Genomic DNA, 17,956 nt, shown 5'->3' with positions numbered 1-17,956 from the left:
TTTCATCCAGCACTACGGAATTGGATCGAACCTTAATCTGATAGCGGTATAAATATGTTGTATTCATACCGCCTGAAGTTTGCTGTTATTCTATATCTGTCTTATCTTGCTTGTATTTTGCTGCCGTCTCTTTAATTAATGCCTGTAGCTCACCCGCTTGAAACATCTCAATCATAATGTCACAGCCACCAATCAACTCACCTTCAACCCATAGTTGAGGGAAAGTAGGCCAGTTCGCAAACTTTGGTAACTCAGCACGAATGTCTGGATTCTGTAGGATGTCAACATAAGCGAATGGTTCACCACAGGACATCAAAGCTTGAGAGGCTTGGGCAGAAAAGCCACAACTTGGCAGCTTGGGGGACCCTTTCATAAAGAGGATGATTGGATTGTCAGCCAATTGTTGCTTAATTTTTTCGATGGTTTCCATAATTGCCTCACTGGAGCGATGGTTGCATCCATTCTACTGCAATCTTAGCGGACCACAAACTCACAAAAAGGCCATTAGGCTATATCCATCCCACGATCAGGGGCTAATTTGATCCGGATCATGGCGCGAATCTAGAGTTGTTAGCACATCTTTTATGCTGCTACAATCCATTGCGTTGGGGGAGATAACCCTATCAATTTAAAAACATTTCTTTTCAAGATAGAAAAGAACACGCAATGTCTTGCAACTGTCGCGCTCGCACGGCCCAGCCAATGGAGAGTAGAAAAATGGCTTTTGAACTTCCCGCTCTGCCCTATGCAATCAATGCTTTGGAACCACACATTTCCCAAGAGACGCTGGAATACCATCATGGTAAGCACCACAACACCTACGTGGTTAACCTCAATAATCTGGTGCCCGGTACTGAGTTTGAGGGTAAATCCTTAGAAGAGATTGTCAGAACATCCACTGGCGGCATTTTCAATAACGCAGCTCAGATCTGGAACCATACCTTCTACTGGCACTGCCTCTCTCCGAACGGTGGCGCTGAACCGACCGGCACTGTAGCGGATGCGATCAATAAAGCGTTTGGTTCTTTTGCCGAATTCAAAGATGCATTTACTAAATCCGCCATTGGCAACTTTGGCTCTAGCTGGACTTGGCTGGTAAAGAAGGCTGACGGTTCCTTAGCGATTGTAAATACCTCCAACGCAGGTTGCCCATTGACCGAAACAGGGACAACTCCGCTGCTGACCGTTGATCTGTGGGAGCATGCCTATTACATCGACTTCCGTAACTTGCGTCCGAAGTATATGGAAACATTCTGGGCATTGGTTAATTGGGATTTTGTCGCTAAGAATTTGGCGTCCTGATAACAGTTATCACGATTCATAACTTAGGTTTTGCAATCAATGAAACAGCCCCTCTCTTACAGAGGGGCTGTTTCATTTTAAGAGCATGACAGCAACGATTTTCAGCATCTCATCTAACGAGCTGCCATTGATGGGCTTTACATGTTACCCATCAGAACCGGAGGAACTGTGGTTGGCTTGACATCCTCACTTGGATAGCAACCAAGAATCTTGATATAGCGGGTGATGTTGGTCAGCTCTACCAATGCGGCTTGCATCTCGGGAGTTTGTAGGTTGGCAGAGACATCCAGATAAAACATCTCTTCCCATGGATTGCCTTGCACTGGGCGGGACTCCAGCTTGGTCATATTGATATCGTGGTTACGCAGTACCAGCAGGGCTTCTACTAGCGAACCGGGTTGTTGCGAGGTCGACATAATGAGAGTTGTTTTTGCTGGGATTTGTGGTACTACATCGATCGGTTTGCGGGCAACCACAATAAAGCGGCTGTAATTCTCTTTTTGATTAGCCAGTTGCTCGGCCAGTACATGCAGGCCATAGAGCTCGCCACCTGCAGCGCTGCCAATAGCGGCAGCATCTGGGCTGGCCAATTCTTTCACCTTCATCATGGCGCTGGAGGACGAGTCGCATATTTCATGACGAACCCCTTCCAACTTGCTCAGATAATGAGAACACTGCACCAGAGGCTGGGGATGCGCATATAAGATTTTGATACGGTTTAGCTCAGTGGGCACAGCGGTGAGGATGCAGTGCTCGATAGGGTAAGTAAGCTCGCCGACAATAGAGAGGCTGGTATGTTGCATCACATCATACACTTCGTTGACCGAGCCTGAGCTGGTGTTTTCAATGGGCAATACCCCAAATGCCGCACGGCCAGACTCTACAACATCTAAAATTTCGCGAAAATTCTGGCAGTTAACCTCTATGACTTGGTCTTTATAACGGGCCAGATACTTACGTGCCGCTAGGCTGGAGTAAGAACCCCGTGGTCCAAGATAAGCCACGCTGGTCATCGGCTCTTGCTGCTGTGGATTAAGTAAGCTCTGCAGATAAGCTTGTTGGGAGAGCACCGAATCTTCGATGATGGTGTGATAGATCTGAGTGATGTATTGCGCATCTAGCCCAAGCACTCGTCCTTTTTGGATCAAGGCCACCAGTAGTTCCTGCTCACGTTGATGATCGCGGATTGGGCGAGGATTCGCCTGTTTAGCACGGGCAACCTCGATACTGAGCCCCTTGCGTTTTGCCAGTAGGGCAAGTAGCTCCTGATCTAACTGGGTGATGTCTTGTCTGATCTCGTCGAGCGTAGCCATGAGGGGATCCTGTAGAATAAATTGTTGATATAAATAAAAAACCTCCGATAACGGGAGGCTCGATTCGTCTTTGCTAGTTCAGAAAGCGCTTCATATGACGTCGCTTACAGCCCCTAGAGGGTATGAATAAACGAAAAAACGATAAAAAACGTTGGCGTCATAATGAGAACCTCAAGATAAGGCCATAACCATTAAGGGATTTATGGTTTTGATGCAAGTAAAACTTGCCCAATGATTGACATGGGAGCTGGGTAACGGATCAAGTCTATAGGGCATGTTATCCATGAGTGACGTAATGGATTACGAATAGGAGCAACAGTGATGGTGATAATTTTTGATCTAGGGCGGGTTATTGTGAGTTGGGACCCCGCCTCGATTGTCAGTGCTGTACGTGGTCAAGCGGGAGCGGCATTACTCGCTCAACAATTATTTAGTCATCAAGATTGGCTCGATGTTGATCGGGGCACGCTGTCACTACAGACCATGGCGCGTCAAGCAGAGGTCAGAACAGGGTTGAGCTATGCCGAGAATTTAGCCATCTTGCAGGCCGTTCCACCTTCACTGCTCCCTGATCCTGCGATGTTAGATCTACTAGCAGAACTACATAGTGCCGGCCATCGGTTATATGCCCTCTCCAACATGGGTCATGGCAGCATCGATTGGTTAGAACAGCATCATACTTTTTGGCGTTTTTTTAGTGGTAAAGTTGTGTCCGCTCGGGTGCGGATGATGAAGCCTGAGTCCGACATCTATCGCTATCTGCTCACCTCATTCGACCTGCAGGCCCAAGAGTGCTTATTTATTGACGACAGTGTAGATAATGTGAGCGCCGCACAGGCACTGGGGATGGAAGGGTTTGTCTTCACTAATGCAGCAGACTGTCGTCACCATTTAACCTTGTTGAACCATTTACCTACGCCAGACCACATGCCCTAGATAGAGTGGAGCATCTCAAGTGCGTTGTAAGTGGGATGGAGGTTAAGCGGCATGGTGCAGAGAATAAGGGGCCATGTTGCATGTTAGCGTGATAAACAAATTGAGCATTATTAGCTTGACGGTTAATAGCCCCGAGCGTCGTGGTCACTCGGGGCGTGGGAAGCCGCATTTTGCTAGCGGATTTGTAAATCACGCCGAGGTTTATTTAATCCCCCGTGCTTAATGGTTTTGATATCGTTAATGGCAGCTCGGAACCATCAGGTAAGTTTTTAATGTAGACATCCACTTGATTGAAAGAAATATCGATACCGTGCTCACGAAATAGCTGATCGATTTTGCGATTTAATTCGTCTATCGCCGGATTGCGATCGCCTAGTTCACTCACGAAGAATCGCAGCTCATGATCTAAAGTGCTTGCTCCAAACGTGAGGAAGAAGACGATAGGTGCGGGATCTTTCAGCACTCTGCTATTTTCGTCCGCAGCCTGTTTGAGCAAGGTACGAGTCAGCTCCAAATCAGATCCATAGGCAACCCCGACTCGAACAATCACACGGGTGACAGTGTCTGTTAACGACCAGTTTATTAACCTCTCTGTCATCAGTACTTTGTTGGGAATAATGACCTCTTTACGGTCAAAATCAGTAATGGTAGTAGCGCGAATACGGATCTTGGAGACGGTCCCAGAAAACGTGCCGATCGTGACAGTGTCACCAATCCTCACAGGTCGTTCGAACAGGATAATGATGCCTGAGACAAAGTTACCGACCACCTCTTGCAAGCCAAAACCGATACCGACGGTTAGGCCTGCGGCGAGCCACTGCAATTTATCCCACTGCATTCCCATCAAAGAGAGAGCGGTAAGAGTACTGACACCTATCAGTACATAATTAAGCATGGTGGTGATTGCATATGCCGTGCCTTGCGCTAGATGCAGTTTTGAAAGTACCAGTACCTCCAGTAAACCTGGCAAATTTCGCGCAAGCGACCACGCGGCGCCTAGCATGAAGATGGCCGTTAGCACGTCGCTCAGACTGATAGGATAGAGCACGGCACTGGTACCGCTTCCGACGCTTTTTTGCCACAGTACAATGCTGTCGAGGTAGGAGAAAACTGCAATTAGATCAGACCAGAGCCAGTAGAACGCGGCACCAAATATCAACAGTAAAACGGTGCGGGTCAGTCTGAGTGACTGCTGGCTCACCTCTTCTAGGTCCATCGGGTGCTCTTCGATAGATTCACCTCCTTCGGCATCTTCATGAGACTTATGCTCACGCTTTGCAACAGCCCTGCGGTAGGCTAGGCGGCGTGCTGCTAACTCCAACCCGCGCAAGGCTGCACGGTAGATGAGATGCCAAATAAGAATGATGTAGAAGGACTCAAGTAGTCGACCAGTCAGCTTGAGTGCTGTGTAATAGTAACCCAAGACCACCAGCATAATCAGGGTAACTGGGGTGAGTACGAGGGCGATAGCGATGAACGATTGCTGAAGACTCGTCCCTCCTTTAATTCGTGCGCGGCAGATGGGGAATATCAAGTAGCACATCACAGCCAGCAGAATCATGGTAAGTGCTTGGCCAATCACATCATTGCCTAAGGTTGATGGCTCAACGATAGCTCGTGTTGATAGCATGATGAGCGGTAAGAGTGGCAGCCACAGATAACGCATGCTGCTGTATTTTGTCTGCAATTCCATTTTCGACATTCGGAAATGGCTCTCGGCGATACCTCCTACATGCATAACGCTGAGATATAGACTGAAAACCAGATAGCCAAGCGCTAGATTGATGGTGATTTGCACAATCAGCTTAGGGCTGAGTAAACCGCAATAGGTAAATAGCAGGCCTGTTGTCAGAATAAATAAGCAGCCCGGCAAGCGTTGTAATAGGGTAAAGAACAGCGCACGTGGCGTGTGCCATTGGCTATCTTGGCGAAACCGTCCAAGATCTTTCACGATTTTCTTTTGACGCTCAATCAGTATGTTGCGTTTCCATAACAGCAACCCTCCCAACAGCAGCAAAGGGAGTTCTAGAAAAGTGATCCCCACTAATTCACTTCGCCACTCTTTAGAGTCTGTTTTGAGAACCCATTCTGCAGACTGTTTATAAGCCAAGTTGGGCCAACTCATAAACCATTTACCATCGATAGGCTTGTTGCTGCTGACCCAAAAAATGTGCTGTTGAAGGGTAAATTCGATGGATTCATAAACTCGACTCAGCTGTTGCTGTGTCAATTGCAAGCTGATGGCATTAGTGAGTTGGCTATCCATTTGGCGGTTTAGCTGATCGAGCAGGTTAACTCGAGTATCGAGTAGCTTTTCTAAACTGGCTCTATCTTCTGGACTCACAGGCTCAGGATTGTTTTCAATTAATTGAGTGAGGTATTGGTTTTTCTGAAACAACTGGTCTCGTTGTTGGCTTAGTTCAAATTGGGCCAAATGCAGATCAGCAATTTGTTCTTCCAGATTTTTGACGGCCGTGGTCGGGGCTGTTTCTAGTTGTTGGTAGAGCTTGTACAGGATGCGGGAAAGTAACAGATTTCCTTTTAGCATCTGGACCTGCTCGTTTAAGTTACGTTCAGTCTGGGTGCCGCGCTCTAACCAACTTTTAGCTTGCAGATTCTTTTGTACTAGGGTGTTCAGTGCTGCCGTAGCGCCAACCAGTTGTTGGCTGAGTTGATGGTTGATCTCCTGCTCTCGTTGTACCAGAGGGCTATCTTTGGCTGCGACCAGCTCACCGGTTTGCTCGGCCGTTCTTTCGGTATCCCCTAAGCGTTTGGCACTGCTCTGTTCTTGTATGAGCTGGAGTTTGAGTTCCTCACTGGTTAGCCGAGTGCGTTGATAGTCTCGCTGTTCTACGGCGAGGTCTTGCATACTGGTACGGTTATCTAACTGCCTTTGCAAATAGGCAAGTTGTAGCTCAAGCAGACTTTGCTCGGTATTCAACTTCATCTTCTCAGCGTTGCTTACTCCATCGCCATTATTTAAGCGAGTCCGGATTTCCTGACTGCGCTGGTAAGCACGGCTCATCGTACTTTGTGCTCGTTCTGGTAATGTCTGCAGGTTGGTGAGCTGGCTGCTGAGGGTGCCGAGTGCTTCTTGTGCATCCTGAATGTTGCTCAGTACTGCCGATTGAAGGTTGTCTAACTCTTCCAGGGACATTCTGGCGTATTCATTTTTGAGCTGTTCGGTCTGCTCTATCTTGCTAAGGCGTGCGAGCTTGTTGCTGATTTTTTGCAGTTCGTTCGGCAATTCTCGAATGAGTTGTTTTTGATTTTTAGCTTTAGCATTTTCTCGCTCGATGCTGTCTAGCAGATCAAGGGTGTCGGTCAATAGCTTCTGATCAGCTTGCTGGTTGACCGTCAAGGTGTCTGACTTTCCTAAATTATCCAATTGGCGTTGAACAGTAGCTCGTTGTGGCACATCTTGCGCCATCGCCGATGATGCGACAGTGCAGACAAATAGGCACAGTAGTAACCACCACGTGGCAGTGGCTCTTGGCAAAGGTATTGAGAGCATAAAACGTCCGGATGATGCGTAATGAATTAGGAGAGTTGCTGTATTAATACTAACTTTTCTTCGATTCTAACACCGAGCAGAAAAAAGGTAGCAGGGGGAGAGACTCTGCAACGCGAAAGTCTCTCTCATCCACTCACACTTCTTTGGTAATATGAAACCTCAGGTTGTCGCTCAGCGCAGCCGAGGGAATTAGCCTACTGAGTGATGATGCCAGACGAGTGGGGTTGCATAAAACAGCCGTTCGATACTTATTGAGCTTTGAGCAGGCGAGATCCAAAATGCAGCCTCGATGCACTCTCTATTGAACGTTATAGCTGTGACTCTTCCACCACAATCCCAGTCTCGTTGTTATGTCGGTCGCTTTGCCCCCTCCCCTTCAGGCCCGCTCCATTTTGGTTCGCTGATTGCAGCACTTGGGAGTTTTTTACAGGCTAAAGCTCAACACGGGCACTGGCTGGTACGTATCGAGGATATCGATCCGCCCCGAGAGATGCCGGGGGCATCAGCCCTGATCCTGCACACGTTGGAAAAATATGGCCTGCACTGGGATGGGGAGGTCATCTATCAAAGCCAACGCCATCAACGTTATGACGAGATCATCGATCAACTCTATCAGGCTGGGGCACTGTACTGGTGCAACTGTACTCGACGTGACGTCATAGCGAGCGGCGGTTTTTATAACGGCCATTGTCGTCAATTGGCCAGACCATCGTTGGGATGTGCCGCGCGACTACGCCAACACCACCCGGTTTACCAGTTCGATGATGGGTTACAAGGCAACATCACGGTGCCTAGCGAGCTGGCGCAAGAGGACTTTATTATTCGTCGCCGCGATGGGCTCTACGCTTATAACTTGGCGGTAGTCGTGGACGATATGGACAGTGGCATCACCGAGGTGGTGCGCGGCGCAGATCTACTTGAGCCAACCGTACGCCAAATTGCGCTCTACCAAACGCTCGCGGTCAAGCCGCCAAACTGGGTTCATTTGCCATTAGCGATACAGGCCGATGGCAGCAAACTCTCTAAACAAAATCATGCCCCCGCGCTGACCCTAGATGAGATCAGGCCAACTCTGTTGCAAGCATTGCACTTTCTCGGCCAGTGTCCTCCTCATGAATTAGTCAGTTGCCAGCCCACGGAGATCTTGGGCTGGGCGCTTGATCATTGGCAACTGACACGGGTTCCCATCTCCGCCCACATGGCCCCATGACCTGCACCTGCCATCTTCCCTGCCGGATGAGAACGCGGGACCAACGAGGCAGCAAATGGGGTGTTGGGACAAAGACCGCGACGTGAGTTAACAAAAACAGTAGCCTGCGCACTCATGCCAACACGCCACCAACCTGAATCCAAAGGTAAAGGTGCTCACGATTTTTCATTTGGTCAGCCCTGAGCTATCATAGGCCGCTATTTTTTGGCCTCCCGTCAATTTAGAAGTCATGAAGAGGTGTACCATTCTTTCCCATATCGCAAACTTTTGCCGCAAGATGCTCGGTAAGGAAGACGGCGAGCAGCCGGTGGAGTCGCCCAACCACCCCCACGTAGCGGAGTCACATCGCACCTTAAGCCGTGATCAGCACGCCATCTCGCGCAAAGAGATCAGCGAGAATGCACTCAAGGTTCTCTATCGCCTCAATAAAGGCGGCTATGATGCTTATCTCGTCGGCGGTGGGGTCAGAGACCTGCTCTTAGGCAGAAGGCCAAAAGATTTCGACATTGCAACCAATGCCACACCGGAGCAGATAAAAGCCTTGTTCAGCAACTGCCGCCTGATCGGTCGCCGGTTTCGCTTGGCTCACATCGTGTTTGGTCGTGATGTCATTGAGGTGGCTACCTTCCGTGGTCATCACCATCAAGTCAATACCAGCAAGCATGTGTCGGCTCAATCTGACGAAGGCATGCTGCTGCGCGACAACGTGTACGGCACCATCGAAGAGGATGCCGAGCGGCGCGATTTTACGGTCAACGCCCTCTACTACAGCGTTAAGGATTTTACCCTGCACGACTTTGAGGGGGGGCTCGACGATTTAGCCGAGCGTAAATTAGAGCTAATTGGCGATCCTGAAACCCGCTACCGTGAAGACCCCGTACGGATGCTGCGGGCGGTGCGTTTTGCGGCCAAGCTGGAGATGACCATCAGCCCGCGCACTGCGGCCCCCATCAGTCTGTTGGCGCCACTCTTACAAGACATTCCACCGGCCCGTCTATTTGAGGAGACCCTCAAACTGTTTTTGGCTGGCGATGGCTTGGCCACCTACACATTGCTACGCGAATATGGCCTGTTTCAGCAGCTGTTTCCCCAAGTGGCGGCCCACTTCACCCCACATGGAAGCTCACCCTATGAGCAGTTTATCGAGCAGGCACTGATTGATACCGATCGCCGAGTCTTTGAGGAGAAGCGGGTTAATCCGGCCTTCCTCTATGCCACCTTGCTGTGGGGATGTGTCGAAGCCCGTGGCCGAGAACTTGAAAACGAAAGTGGGCTGCCTTGGTATGATGCGTTCATGCTGGCCATTAACGAAGTGTTAGATAGCCAAGTACGGATCATCGCGGTACCCCGCCGTTTTACTACCGATGTACGTGATATTTGGGCCCTGCAACAGCGCCTGACTCGGCGCCAAGGTCGCCACCCAGAACGCGCCATGGAGCACCCGAAGTTTCGCGCGGCCTACGATTTCCTGCTGCTACGAAACCGAGTCGAACGGGGTCTTGGTGAGCTTGCAAGCTGGTGGGAGCGTTATGTCACCTCCCATCCAGAGGTGCGGCCACAGCTGCAGCGGGAAGCGACCCGTCGCCCAGCAAGCAGTGAGCGGCCCGGTGAGGCCCGTAGCAACGATGGCGAGAAGCGCAGCAGCAACCGTCGTCGCCCCCGTCGCCGTAAACCGAAAGTAGCCGAATGACAACAGACGTGATGACCGAGGTCTTCATCGCCATTGGTTCCAACCTGTCTGACCCGCTGGGTCAGGCTCGTCGCGCCGTCGCCACCCTAACAAGATTGCCGGAATCTGTGCTGATGGAGGCGTCGTCGTTTTATAGCAGCCGCCCCATGGGGCCTGCTGACCAACCGGATTACGTCAATGCCGTGGCTCGGCTCAATACTCGGCTCACCCCCCTTGCGCTACTGGATCAATTACAAAAAATCGAGTTGGAGCAGGGACGTGTACGCAAAGATGAGCGCTGGGGGCCGAGAACGTTGGATCTTGACCTGCTGCTCTATGGCAACCAAACCATTGCCCATGAGCGGCTTACCGTTCCCCACTACGGCATGAAAGATCGGGCATTTGTACTGCATCCTTTGGCCGAGATTGCCCCTACGCTGATACTGCCTTGCGGCACGCCGATTGCTCAACTGATCGCACGTTGCCCACCCAATGATCTTGTCATCATTGCCCCCAGTGCAGACGAACAGGAGACCCTATGAGCACTATCACTACCGCTACGCTGCTAAAAATGAAGCAGGATGGCCAAAAATTCACGGCGATCACCGCCTATGATGCCACCTTTGCCAAGTTGTTTGACGATGAGGGCGCCCATGTGTTGCTGATTGGTGATTCACTGGGCATGGTGCTGCAAGGCGGCAGCGATACCTTAGCGGTCACGATGGATGAGATGACCTATCACACCCGCTGTGTCGCCCGTGGCACCACTCAGGCGCTGGTGGTCACCGATATGCCATTTATGAGCTATGCCACTCCTGAGCAAACCTATCAAAACGCCGCCCGCTTAATGGCCGCCGGTGCGCGCATGGTCAAAGTAGAAGGCGGTGACTGGCTATGCGATACCATTCGCCATCTGACACGTAATGGGGTGCCTGTGTGTGGCCACCTAGGCCTCACCCCGCAATCGGTCCATGTATTTGGTGGCTTCAAAGTGCAGGGCCGTGACGAGTTTCAAGCGCAAGAGATCTACCGCCAAGCGCTTTGCCTGCAAGATGCTGGCATCCAGTTATTGGTGCTGGAGTGTGTGCCCACTGCGTTAGCCGAGCGGATCACCAAAGCGCTGCGGATCCCTGTGATCGGGATTGGAGCTGGCCCTACCACCGATGGCCAAATTCTGGTGATGCACGACGCTTTTGGGATTACCTCCGGTTACGTGCCCAAATTTACTAAAAACTTCTTGGCTGAGACTGGCGATATGCGCGCTGCCGTACGCCTCTACGTGCAGCAAGTCAGTGAGGGGAGCTTTCCTGGCCCCGAACACTGCTTTAGCTGACGCCATCTCTGATCCAGCGCAAAACGGGGGCATGCCCCCGTTTTGCCTTCCCGTAGCAGCCGATTTGACCCATATATAATGCGCCCATGGCGTCATATCGGTTAACCAAGCCGATCAAGAGTACGGCTTTCTCTCTTCGTTTGATCTAGCTAAAGGTAAACTGCTGATGTTGATCGTTAACCATCCCACCGCGTTGCGTGAACAGATAAACCGTTGGCGCCGTGCAGGCCAAACTATCGCATTCGTGCCCACCATGGGGAATCTGCATCAAGGTCACCTGACCTTAGTCCAGAACGCTAAGCGCCATGCTGATCAGGTCGTGGTCAGTATCTTCGTCAACCCAATGCAGTTCGATAACGCCGACGATCTCGCTAACTATCCGCGCACATTAGAACAAGATTGTCATGCGCTGGAAGCCGAGGGGGTCAACATGGTCTTTACCCCTACTCCCGAGATCATCTATCCACAGGGGCTGGCCAGCCACACCTTCGTTGACGTACCGGGGCTATCTAGTCTGCTGGAAGGGGCATTGCGCCCAGGCCATTTTCGCGGCGTCAGCACGGTAGTGACCAAGTTGTTCAATCTGGTGCAGCCAGATGTCGCCTGCTTTGGCGAAAAGGATTATCAACAGCTGGCACTGATCCGCAAAATGGTCACCGACATGGCGATGCCCATTGAGATCCTTGGCGTCCCTACGGTCCGTGCGCCAGATGGTTTGGCACTGTCATCGCGCAATGGCTATCTTAGTCACGCCGAACGGTTACTGGCTCCCGAGCTAGCCCGCACCATGAACTGGCTTGCCGAGCAGATTGAAGGGGGAGATCGCCACCTACCATCCTTGGTGGCGCAGGCTAGCCAGCGCCTCGACAACGCTGGATTTCGCACCGATGCCATCGACATTGTCGATGCGACCACGCTGGAAGCCGCTACGGAGCAGAGCCAGCAACTGGTGATCTTAATGGCCGCTTATCTGGGAAAAGCGCGGCTGATCGACAACCGAGTCGTCACATTAAGCACAACCGCGTAAGCGGTGAGCATCAATAAACGGGGCGCCCACTGGACGCCCCGTTTCTCGTTTGTTATTGCATCTCGCACTGATCAGTGACGTAATCCGGTTCCCCGCGAAATCAGCCACCATGCCAAGCCATAAAACACCGCAATAAACCCCATGATGATGAGATAAGAGGTGCTAAGAGGCACATCTGAAATCCCCAGAAAGCCGTAACGGAAGGCATTCACCATATAGATAATGGGATTCACCTGAGAAGCACCCTGCCAGAAAGGGGGCAGCAGGCTGATGGAGTAAAACACCCCGCCCAGATAAGTGAGCGGCGTCAGCACGAAGGTGGGGATGATGCTGATATCGTCGAAGGTTTTGGCAAATACCGCGTTGATAAGGCCAGCCAGTGAAAAGAGGATGGCGGTCAGCAGCACGGTCACACAGACACTAAACAGGTGATGGACCTGGAGCGGCACAAAGAACAGCGATACCAGAGTGACAATGAGGCCAACGCAGAGACCACGGGCTACGCCGCCACCCACATAGCCGGCGATGATGACGTAGTTAGGCACCGGTGCCACCAGCAACTCCTCCACGTTGCGCTGGAATTTAGCGCTAAAGAAAGAGGAGGCAACGTTAGAGTAGGAGTTGGTGATGACCGACATCATGATAAGGCCGGGCACGATGAACTCCATGTAGGTGAAGCCCCCCATGTCACCGATGCGCGAGCCGATCAGGTTGCCAAAAATGACAAAGTAGAGGCTCATGGTGATGGCGGGCGGCACCAGGGTCTGGATCCAGATCCGAGTAAAGCGGCTCACCTCCTTGGCCAGAATACTCTTGAAAGCGATGTAATAAATGCTCAAGCTCATGCTTTTCTCCCCTCCTCGACCAAGCTGACAAACAGCTCTTCCAGCCGGTTAGCCTTGTTGCGCATACTCAGTACCTGCACCTGCTGGCTCGACAACTGCTCAAACAACTGATTAAGAGATTGGCTTTTGTCCAGTTCTACTTCTAGGGTACGTTCATCCGGCATCCGGCCGTTGAACGCTGGCACGACTGGCGTGGCAGAACCCGGAGCAAGATCGAGCAGGAAGGTTTCGCGGCCCAGTTTGCCCAGCAGGTTCTTCATGCTGGTATGCTCGATCAGGCGTCCCTTGTCGATAATACCGATGTTGCGGCAGAGCATCTCCGCCTCTTCCAAATAGTGGGTGGTGAGGATAATGGTCACCCCTTGCTCGTTGAGCTCCTGAAGGAAGCTCCACATAGAGCGGCGGATCTCGATATCGACTCCAGCGGTCGGCTCATCGAGGATCAGCAGTTTGGGTTCGTGCATCAAGGCGCGGGCGATCATCAAGCGGCGCTTCATACCACCGGAGAGGGTGCGAGCCGGCATATCGCGCTTCTCCCACAGATCGAGCTGGCGCAGGTACTTCTCGGCACGAATGGTTGCTTCTGCTTTCGGCACACCGTAGAAGCCGGCCTGATGGGTGACAATCTGGATCACCTTCTCAAACTGGCTGAAATTGAACTCCTGTGGCACCAACCCTAACTGTGCCTTGGCCTGTTCCAGCTCAGTGTCGATGTCATAGCCAAACACCTTTACCTTGCCAGCGCTCTTATTCACTAATGAGCTGATCACGCCAATGGTGGTGGATTTACCCGCCCCGTTGGGACCGAGCAGGGCGAAAAAGTCCCCCTGTTTGACGGTCAGTTCGATGCCTTTAAGGGCTTCAACGCCCCCCTGATAGGTCTTTTTCAGGCCACTGATTTCTAGCGCGTTCATTGCAACCTCTAACTGGCTGAACCCGTCTTGATACAGAAAAGGCGGCCAAGGCCGCCTCACCTATCCATCTATGATCCGTACTTACCCTTGTGGCACAACTTTACCGATAAAGGGTAGGTTACGATACTGCTGGGCATAGTCGATGCCACAGCCGACCACAAACTCATCAGGAATAGCGAAACCAATCCAATCCACTGGGACTTGCACTTCACGGCGAGATGGTTTGTCGAGTAGGGTGCAAATCGCAAGCGACTTAGGATCGCGCAAGGAGAGGATCTCGCGCACCTTGTTGAGGGTGTAGCCGGTGTCGATGATGTCTTCGACGATCACCACATCTTTACCCTTGATGTCGTCATCCAGATCTTTGAGGATGCGCACGTCACGACTGCTGTGCATGCCCGCACCGTAGCTCGACGCCGTCATAAAATCTAAGGTCACTGGCAGCTGACATTGGCGGCAGAGATCCGCCAAAAAGACACAGGAGCCACGCAGCAAACCAATCATCACAACTTCATCAGAACCCTGATAACGAGCGGTGATCTCTTCACCTAATTTGGCGATCCGAGCTGAGACGTCGGCCTCAGAAATCATCACCTCAACTGTGTGTTTCATCACATACTCCGGTAAAGCCAAGTAGGTCTTGGCGGTTCATAGACGTCAAAACAGCTGATTGTACCACTCACATTCCGAGGTGCTAGCGCAACGTGGCGCTTTTATCAGCTTATTTTAATTGATAGAATTAGCAGGCACTCAGATGTGATTAGTCACAACACTATAAACACGATAACCATAAGATGATAAAAACCATGGAACCACGCGCAGAAATAAGACGCCGGACCCGGCTATCGCCGGAAGCCCGTCGCAATCAATTGATGGAATGTGCCATCGAAGTGTTCTCCCGCCGCGGGATCGGCCGTGCAGGCCACGCTGAAATTGCTGAACAAGCCAAAGTATCAGTGGCAACGGTGTTCAACTATTTCAACACCCGTGAAGAGCTGGTCGATGAAGTGTTAGCCGAAATAGAACACTTCATGAAGCAGATGCTCGCTGAAGCCTACAACTTACGAGGCACGATCCACGACAAAATCCATCGTCATGTCAGCCTCTTAGTCTGCACCGCCTATGAGAAGCCCGATCACGCTGGCATTTGGCTGGAGTGGAGTTCATCGGTCCGCGAAGAAGTGTGGCCTCGTTATGCCAAATTGCTAGAGCAATCTCTTGAGATCATTGCTAAGCAGCTGCAGGCTGCCATGGACGCAGGCGAGATCCACAGTGTGCTGACCGCAGAAGACCTCGCCCGCTCTTTAACAGGGTTTGGCTATGTGATGATGCAGATGATCAACCAGCCCGACCGCCCATCACGGGAAGAGGTCACCGAGTTCCTGTTCAAGTACGTCACCGCGCCGATCCAGACTCGCTGATACTATTTGACTTAAAACAGCGCCACTCTTTGAGTGGCGCTGTTTTTTATCGGCAAGACAGGGCAGATAACCGTTTAGTGGCCATAACCCCAACGGCGGGTTAGCTGATGATCCACCCCCAGATGGTCGAGGATGCGGGCGACCATAAAGTCCACCAGATCCTCGATGCTTTTCGGCTCATGATAGAACCCAGGCGCTGCGGGCATAATGGTCACTCCAAGCCGCGCCAGTTTCAGCATGTTTTCCAGATGAATTGCCGAGAAGGGGCTCTCGCGGGGCACCAGAATCAGCTGGCCACGCTGCTCCTTGAGCACCACGTCTGCTGCCCGCTCCAGTAGGTTGTCCGAGGTGCCATTGGCAATGGCCGAGACGGTGCCCATGGAGCAGGGGCAGACCACCATTTGTTTAGGTGCGGCCGAACCGGAGGCCACCGGCGAGAACCACTCCTCCTTGCCGCAAGCCACAATTTGCCCCTCCTTGGCGCCATATTGGCGACAGAGATAGGCTGAGAGCTCTTTCGGCGAGCCGGGCCAATCCTGCTGCTGCTCGGTCTTGAGTACCACGCGAGCCGCCGAGGAGGCGAGCAGGTAGACCCGATAGTCCGCCTGCACCAGACACTGGAGCAGGCGCAGGGCGTAGGGGGCGCCAGAGGCGCCGGTCAGCGCTAGGGTGATCGCTTTGTTCATAGTTGGCCGTGGTAATCCTTGAGGCGGGCGATCAGTTTGTCGTGAATGCCACCGAAGCCGCCGTTGCTCATGATCAGAATATGATCGCCATCACGGCTCTCGGCCACCAGCCGATTGATCAGGGTCTCCAGATCGTTGAACACCTTGGCGGGTCGGGTCATCTGGGCGGTCACTTCACCGAGATCCCAGCCGATATTAGGCGGCTGGAAGAAGAACACCTCGTCGGCACTCGCAAAACAGCCAGCTAATTCCTCCTTGTGCACCCCGAGTTTCATGGTGTTGGAGCGCGGCTCCAGCACTGCCAGAATACGGGCTTTTTCTCCCACCTTATTGACCTTGGCACGCAGGCCGCTGAGGGTAGTTTCGATGGCGGTGTGGTGGTGGGCAAAGTCGTCATAGACGCTGATACCAGCCACTGTCCCTTTGAGTTCCATCCGCCGCTTGGGAGATGTGAACTGGCAGAGGGCAGCGATGCCATGCTCCACCATGACACCGGCATGGCGGGCGGCAGCGATGGCCATCAGACCGTTGTTGACGTTGTGCTCACCGATGCACTCCCAGTGCACCTCACCCTGTTTTTCGCCATCCAGCCACACCTCAAAAGCGGAGCCATCATCGGCTAGCTTGACTGCCTTCCACTTGGCGTCGTCCTGACCTACCAGCTCCACTTCGCTCCAGCAACCCATCTTGCGCACGGCGGTGAGGTTGTCATCGGCTTGCGGGAACAGCACCCGGCCGTTGCTCGGCACGGTGCGCATCAGGTGGTGGAACTGGCGCTGGATGGCAGCGAGATCTGGGAAGATGTCCGCGTGGTCGAACTCCAGATTGTTCATCACCAGGGTGCGTGGGTGGTAGTGAACGAATTTGGAGCGCTTGTCGAAGAAGGCGCAGTCATACTCGTCCGCTTCGATGACAAAGAAGGGGGCAGAGCCGAGACGGGCGGAGACCGGGAAGTTGCCCGGCACGCCGCCAATCAGGAAACCGGGCTCCAGCTTGGCGTACTCCAGCACCCAGGCCAGCATGCTGGCGGTGGTGGTCTTGCCGTGGGTGCCGGCAACGGCCAGTACCCAGCGATCTTGCAGCACATGCTCCAGCAGCCACTGGGGGCCGGAGATATAGGGCAGATTGCGGTCCAGCACATATTCAACACAGGGGTTGCCGCGGCTCATGGCGTTGCCGATCACCACCAGATCCGGCGCTGGATCGAGTTGGGAGGGGTGATAGCCTTCGGTCAGTTCGATGCCCTGTTGCTCAAGCTGGGTACTCATCGGGGGATAGACATTGGCATCCGAACCGGTCACCCGGTAACCAAGCTGTTTTGCCAACACCGCCAGACCACCCATAAAGGTGCCGCAGATCCCGAGAATGTGAATATGCATACCGCTTCCTTTCGCAGTAAAGGGAGTGGCCATTTTAGGGGGTGTTACCATAGCGGTACAAGCAGCCTCATCGTCTCTCGCGTCATTCTGCGTTGCTTTGCCGCGCGATTGGCAGACAACGACTCGCTCATCCGCACGAGTTGCCTTGCTATCTTGGCCCTGATCCGAGTGCAAACGATTCACCCAGCGTGTTGTTTACGATCAAATGATGGCGACCGAAGTGACGCTGACAGGCCATCTTTAGCGCCTATCCCAGTAGGAGTCATTGGCGCAGTCAATATGGTCACGTAATAGCGCGCAAAAAACGCAGCATCAATGAAGTACGTGAGGATCTCGAGCGCTACGCGACACCAACGTGGCAAGTAAAACAACCCTAGGGGCCGTCGTCTTGAGCTGATTAATTTCGG

The 17,956-nt window shown here is 52.4% G+C and carries 16 protein-coding genes; 8 read left to right on the top strand and 8 right to left on the bottom strand.

Annotated features, from left to right (window positions below; translation table 11 throughout):
• Positions 1-85: 85 nt before the first annotated feature.
• Complete coding sequence (locus tag CUC53_RS04335; RefSeq protein ID WP_100293018.1) at positions 86-430, bottom strand: Grx4 family monothiol glutaredoxin; 345 nt, start codon at positions 428-430, stop codon at positions 86-88.
• A 287-nt stretch (positions 431-717) separates the two neighbouring features.
• Between CUC53_RS04335 and sodB the strand changes: the two genes are divergently transcribed.
• A complete protein-coding gene (sodB, locus tag CUC53_RS04330; protein ID WP_100293017.1) occupies positions 718-1,302 on the top strand; it encodes a superoxide dismutase [Fe] in 585 nt (194 codons plus the stop codon).
• A gap of 137 nt (positions 1,303-1,439) precedes the next feature.
• Here the strand turns inward: sodB and CUC53_RS04325 are convergent, their stop codons facing one another.
• Positions 1,440-2,615 carry a chorismate mutase gene (locus CUC53_RS04325; RefSeq protein WP_100293016.1) on the bottom strand — a complete coding sequence of 392 codons (1,176 nt, stop codon included), beginning with the start codon at positions 2,613-2,615 and terminating at the stop codon, positions 1,440-1,442.
• Between the two features lie 321 nt (positions 2,616-2,936).
• Here CUC53_RS04325 and CUC53_RS04320 point away from each other — a divergent pair, with 321 nt between their 5' ends.
• A complete protein-coding gene (locus CUC53_RS04320) occupies positions 2,937-3,551 on the top strand; it encodes an HAD family hydrolase (RefSeq protein WP_100293015.1) in 615 nt (204 codons plus the stop codon).
• A gap of 205 nt (positions 3,552-3,756) precedes the next feature.
• Here the strand turns inward: CUC53_RS04320 and mscK are convergent, their stop codons facing one another.
• Positions 3,757-7,065: a mechanosensitive channel MscK gene (mscK, locus tag CUC53_RS04315; RefSeq protein ID WP_100293014.1), complete on the bottom strand. Its 3,309-nt coding sequence runs from the start codon at positions 7,063-7,065 to the stop codon at positions 3,757-3,759.
• Positions 7,066-7,354: 289 nt separating this feature from the next.
• On the opposite strand from mscK, the gene gluQRS reads away from it, so the two are divergent.
• From gluQRS to panC, 5 genes are all read left to right on the top strand, one after another.
• Positions 7,355-8,275, top strand: coding sequence for a tRNA glutamyl-Q(34) synthetase GluQRS (gene gluQRS / locus CUC53_RS04310; protein ID WP_100293013.1), 921 nt, complete (start codon positions 7,355-7,357; stop codon positions 8,273-8,275).
• A gap of 229 nt (positions 8,276-8,504) precedes the next feature.
• Entirely contained in the window at positions 8,505-9,965 is a 1,461-nt protein-coding gene (pcnB, locus tag CUC53_RS04305; RefSeq protein WP_100293012.1) for a polynucleotide adenylyltransferase PcnB, read from the top strand.
• An 11-nt stretch (positions 9,966-9,976) separates the two neighbouring features.
• Positions 9,977-10,486 carry a 2-amino-4-hydroxy-6-hydroxymethyldihydropteridine diphosphokinase gene (gene folK / locus CUC53_RS04300; protein ID WP_100293011.1) on the top strand — a complete coding sequence of 170 codons (510 nt, stop codon included), beginning with the start codon at positions 9,977-9,979 and terminating at the stop codon, positions 10,484-10,486.
• A complete protein-coding gene (gene panB / locus CUC53_RS04295; RefSeq protein WP_100293010.1) occupies positions 10,483-11,277 on the top strand; it encodes a 3-methyl-2-oxobutanoate hydroxymethyltransferase in 795 nt (264 codons plus the stop codon). Before folK ends, panB begins: the two co-directional genes overlap by 4 nt.
• A gap of 166 nt (positions 11,278-11,443) precedes the next feature.
• Positions 11,444-12,304, top strand: coding sequence for a pantoate--beta-alanine ligase (panC, locus tag CUC53_RS04290; RefSeq protein ID WP_100293009.1), 861 nt, complete (start codon positions 11,444-11,446; stop codon positions 12,302-12,304).
• Between the two features lie 71 nt (positions 12,305-12,375).
• Here panC and CUC53_RS04285 read toward each other — a convergent pair whose 3' ends face one another.
• From CUC53_RS04285 to hpt, 3 genes are all read right to left on the bottom strand, one after another.
• The gene (locus CUC53_RS04285) at positions 12,376-13,149 is read right to left on the bottom strand and encodes an ABC transporter permease (RefSeq protein WP_100293008.1); all 774 of its coding nucleotides are present in this window, start codon (positions 13,147-13,149) and stop codon (positions 12,376-12,378) included.
• A complete protein-coding gene (locus CUC53_RS04280) occupies positions 13,146-14,063 on the bottom strand; it encodes an ABC transporter ATP-binding protein (protein WP_100293007.1) in 918 nt (305 codons plus the stop codon). Before CUC53_RS04280 ends, CUC53_RS04285 begins: the two co-directional genes overlap by 4 nt.
• A gap of 81 nt (positions 14,064-14,144) precedes the next feature.
• A complete protein-coding gene (gene hpt, locus CUC53_RS04275) occupies positions 14,145-14,675 on the bottom strand; it encodes a hypoxanthine phosphoribosyltransferase (protein ID WP_100293006.1) in 531 nt (176 codons plus the stop codon).
• A 194-nt stretch (positions 14,676-14,869) separates the two neighbouring features.
• Here hpt and CUC53_RS04270 point away from each other — a divergent pair, with 194 nt between their 5' ends.
• Positions 14,870-15,484, top strand: a complete 615-nt coding sequence (locus tag CUC53_RS04270) for a TetR/AcrR family transcriptional regulator (protein WP_100293005.1) — start codon at positions 14,870-14,872, stop codon at positions 15,482-15,484.
• 74 nt (positions 15,485-15,558) lie between these two features.
• Here CUC53_RS04270 and CUC53_RS04265 read toward each other — a convergent pair whose 3' ends face one another.
• Complete coding sequence (locus tag CUC53_RS04265) at positions 15,559-16,170, bottom strand: flavin prenyltransferase UbiX (RefSeq protein WP_100293004.1); 612 nt, start codon at positions 16,168-16,170, stop codon at positions 15,559-15,561.
• Positions 16,167-17,549: a UDP-N-acetylmuramate:L-alanyl-gamma-D-glutamyl-meso-diaminopimelate ligase gene (mpl, locus tag CUC53_RS04260; protein ID WP_100293003.1), complete on the bottom strand. Its 1,383-nt coding sequence runs from the start codon at positions 17,547-17,549 to the stop codon at positions 16,167-16,169. The genes CUC53_RS04265 and mpl overlap by 4 nt, the downstream gene beginning before the upstream one ends.
• Positions 17,550-17,956: the final 407 nt, after the last annotated feature.

Origin of the sequence: Aeromonas cavernicola, assembly GCF_002795305.1 — a bacterium.
GTDB classification, from domain to species: domain Bacteria; phylum Pseudomonadota; class Gammaproteobacteria; order Enterobacterales; family Aeromonadaceae; genus Aeromonas; species Aeromonas cavernicola.
This window is presented reverse-complemented; position numbering and strand designations above follow the sequence as displayed.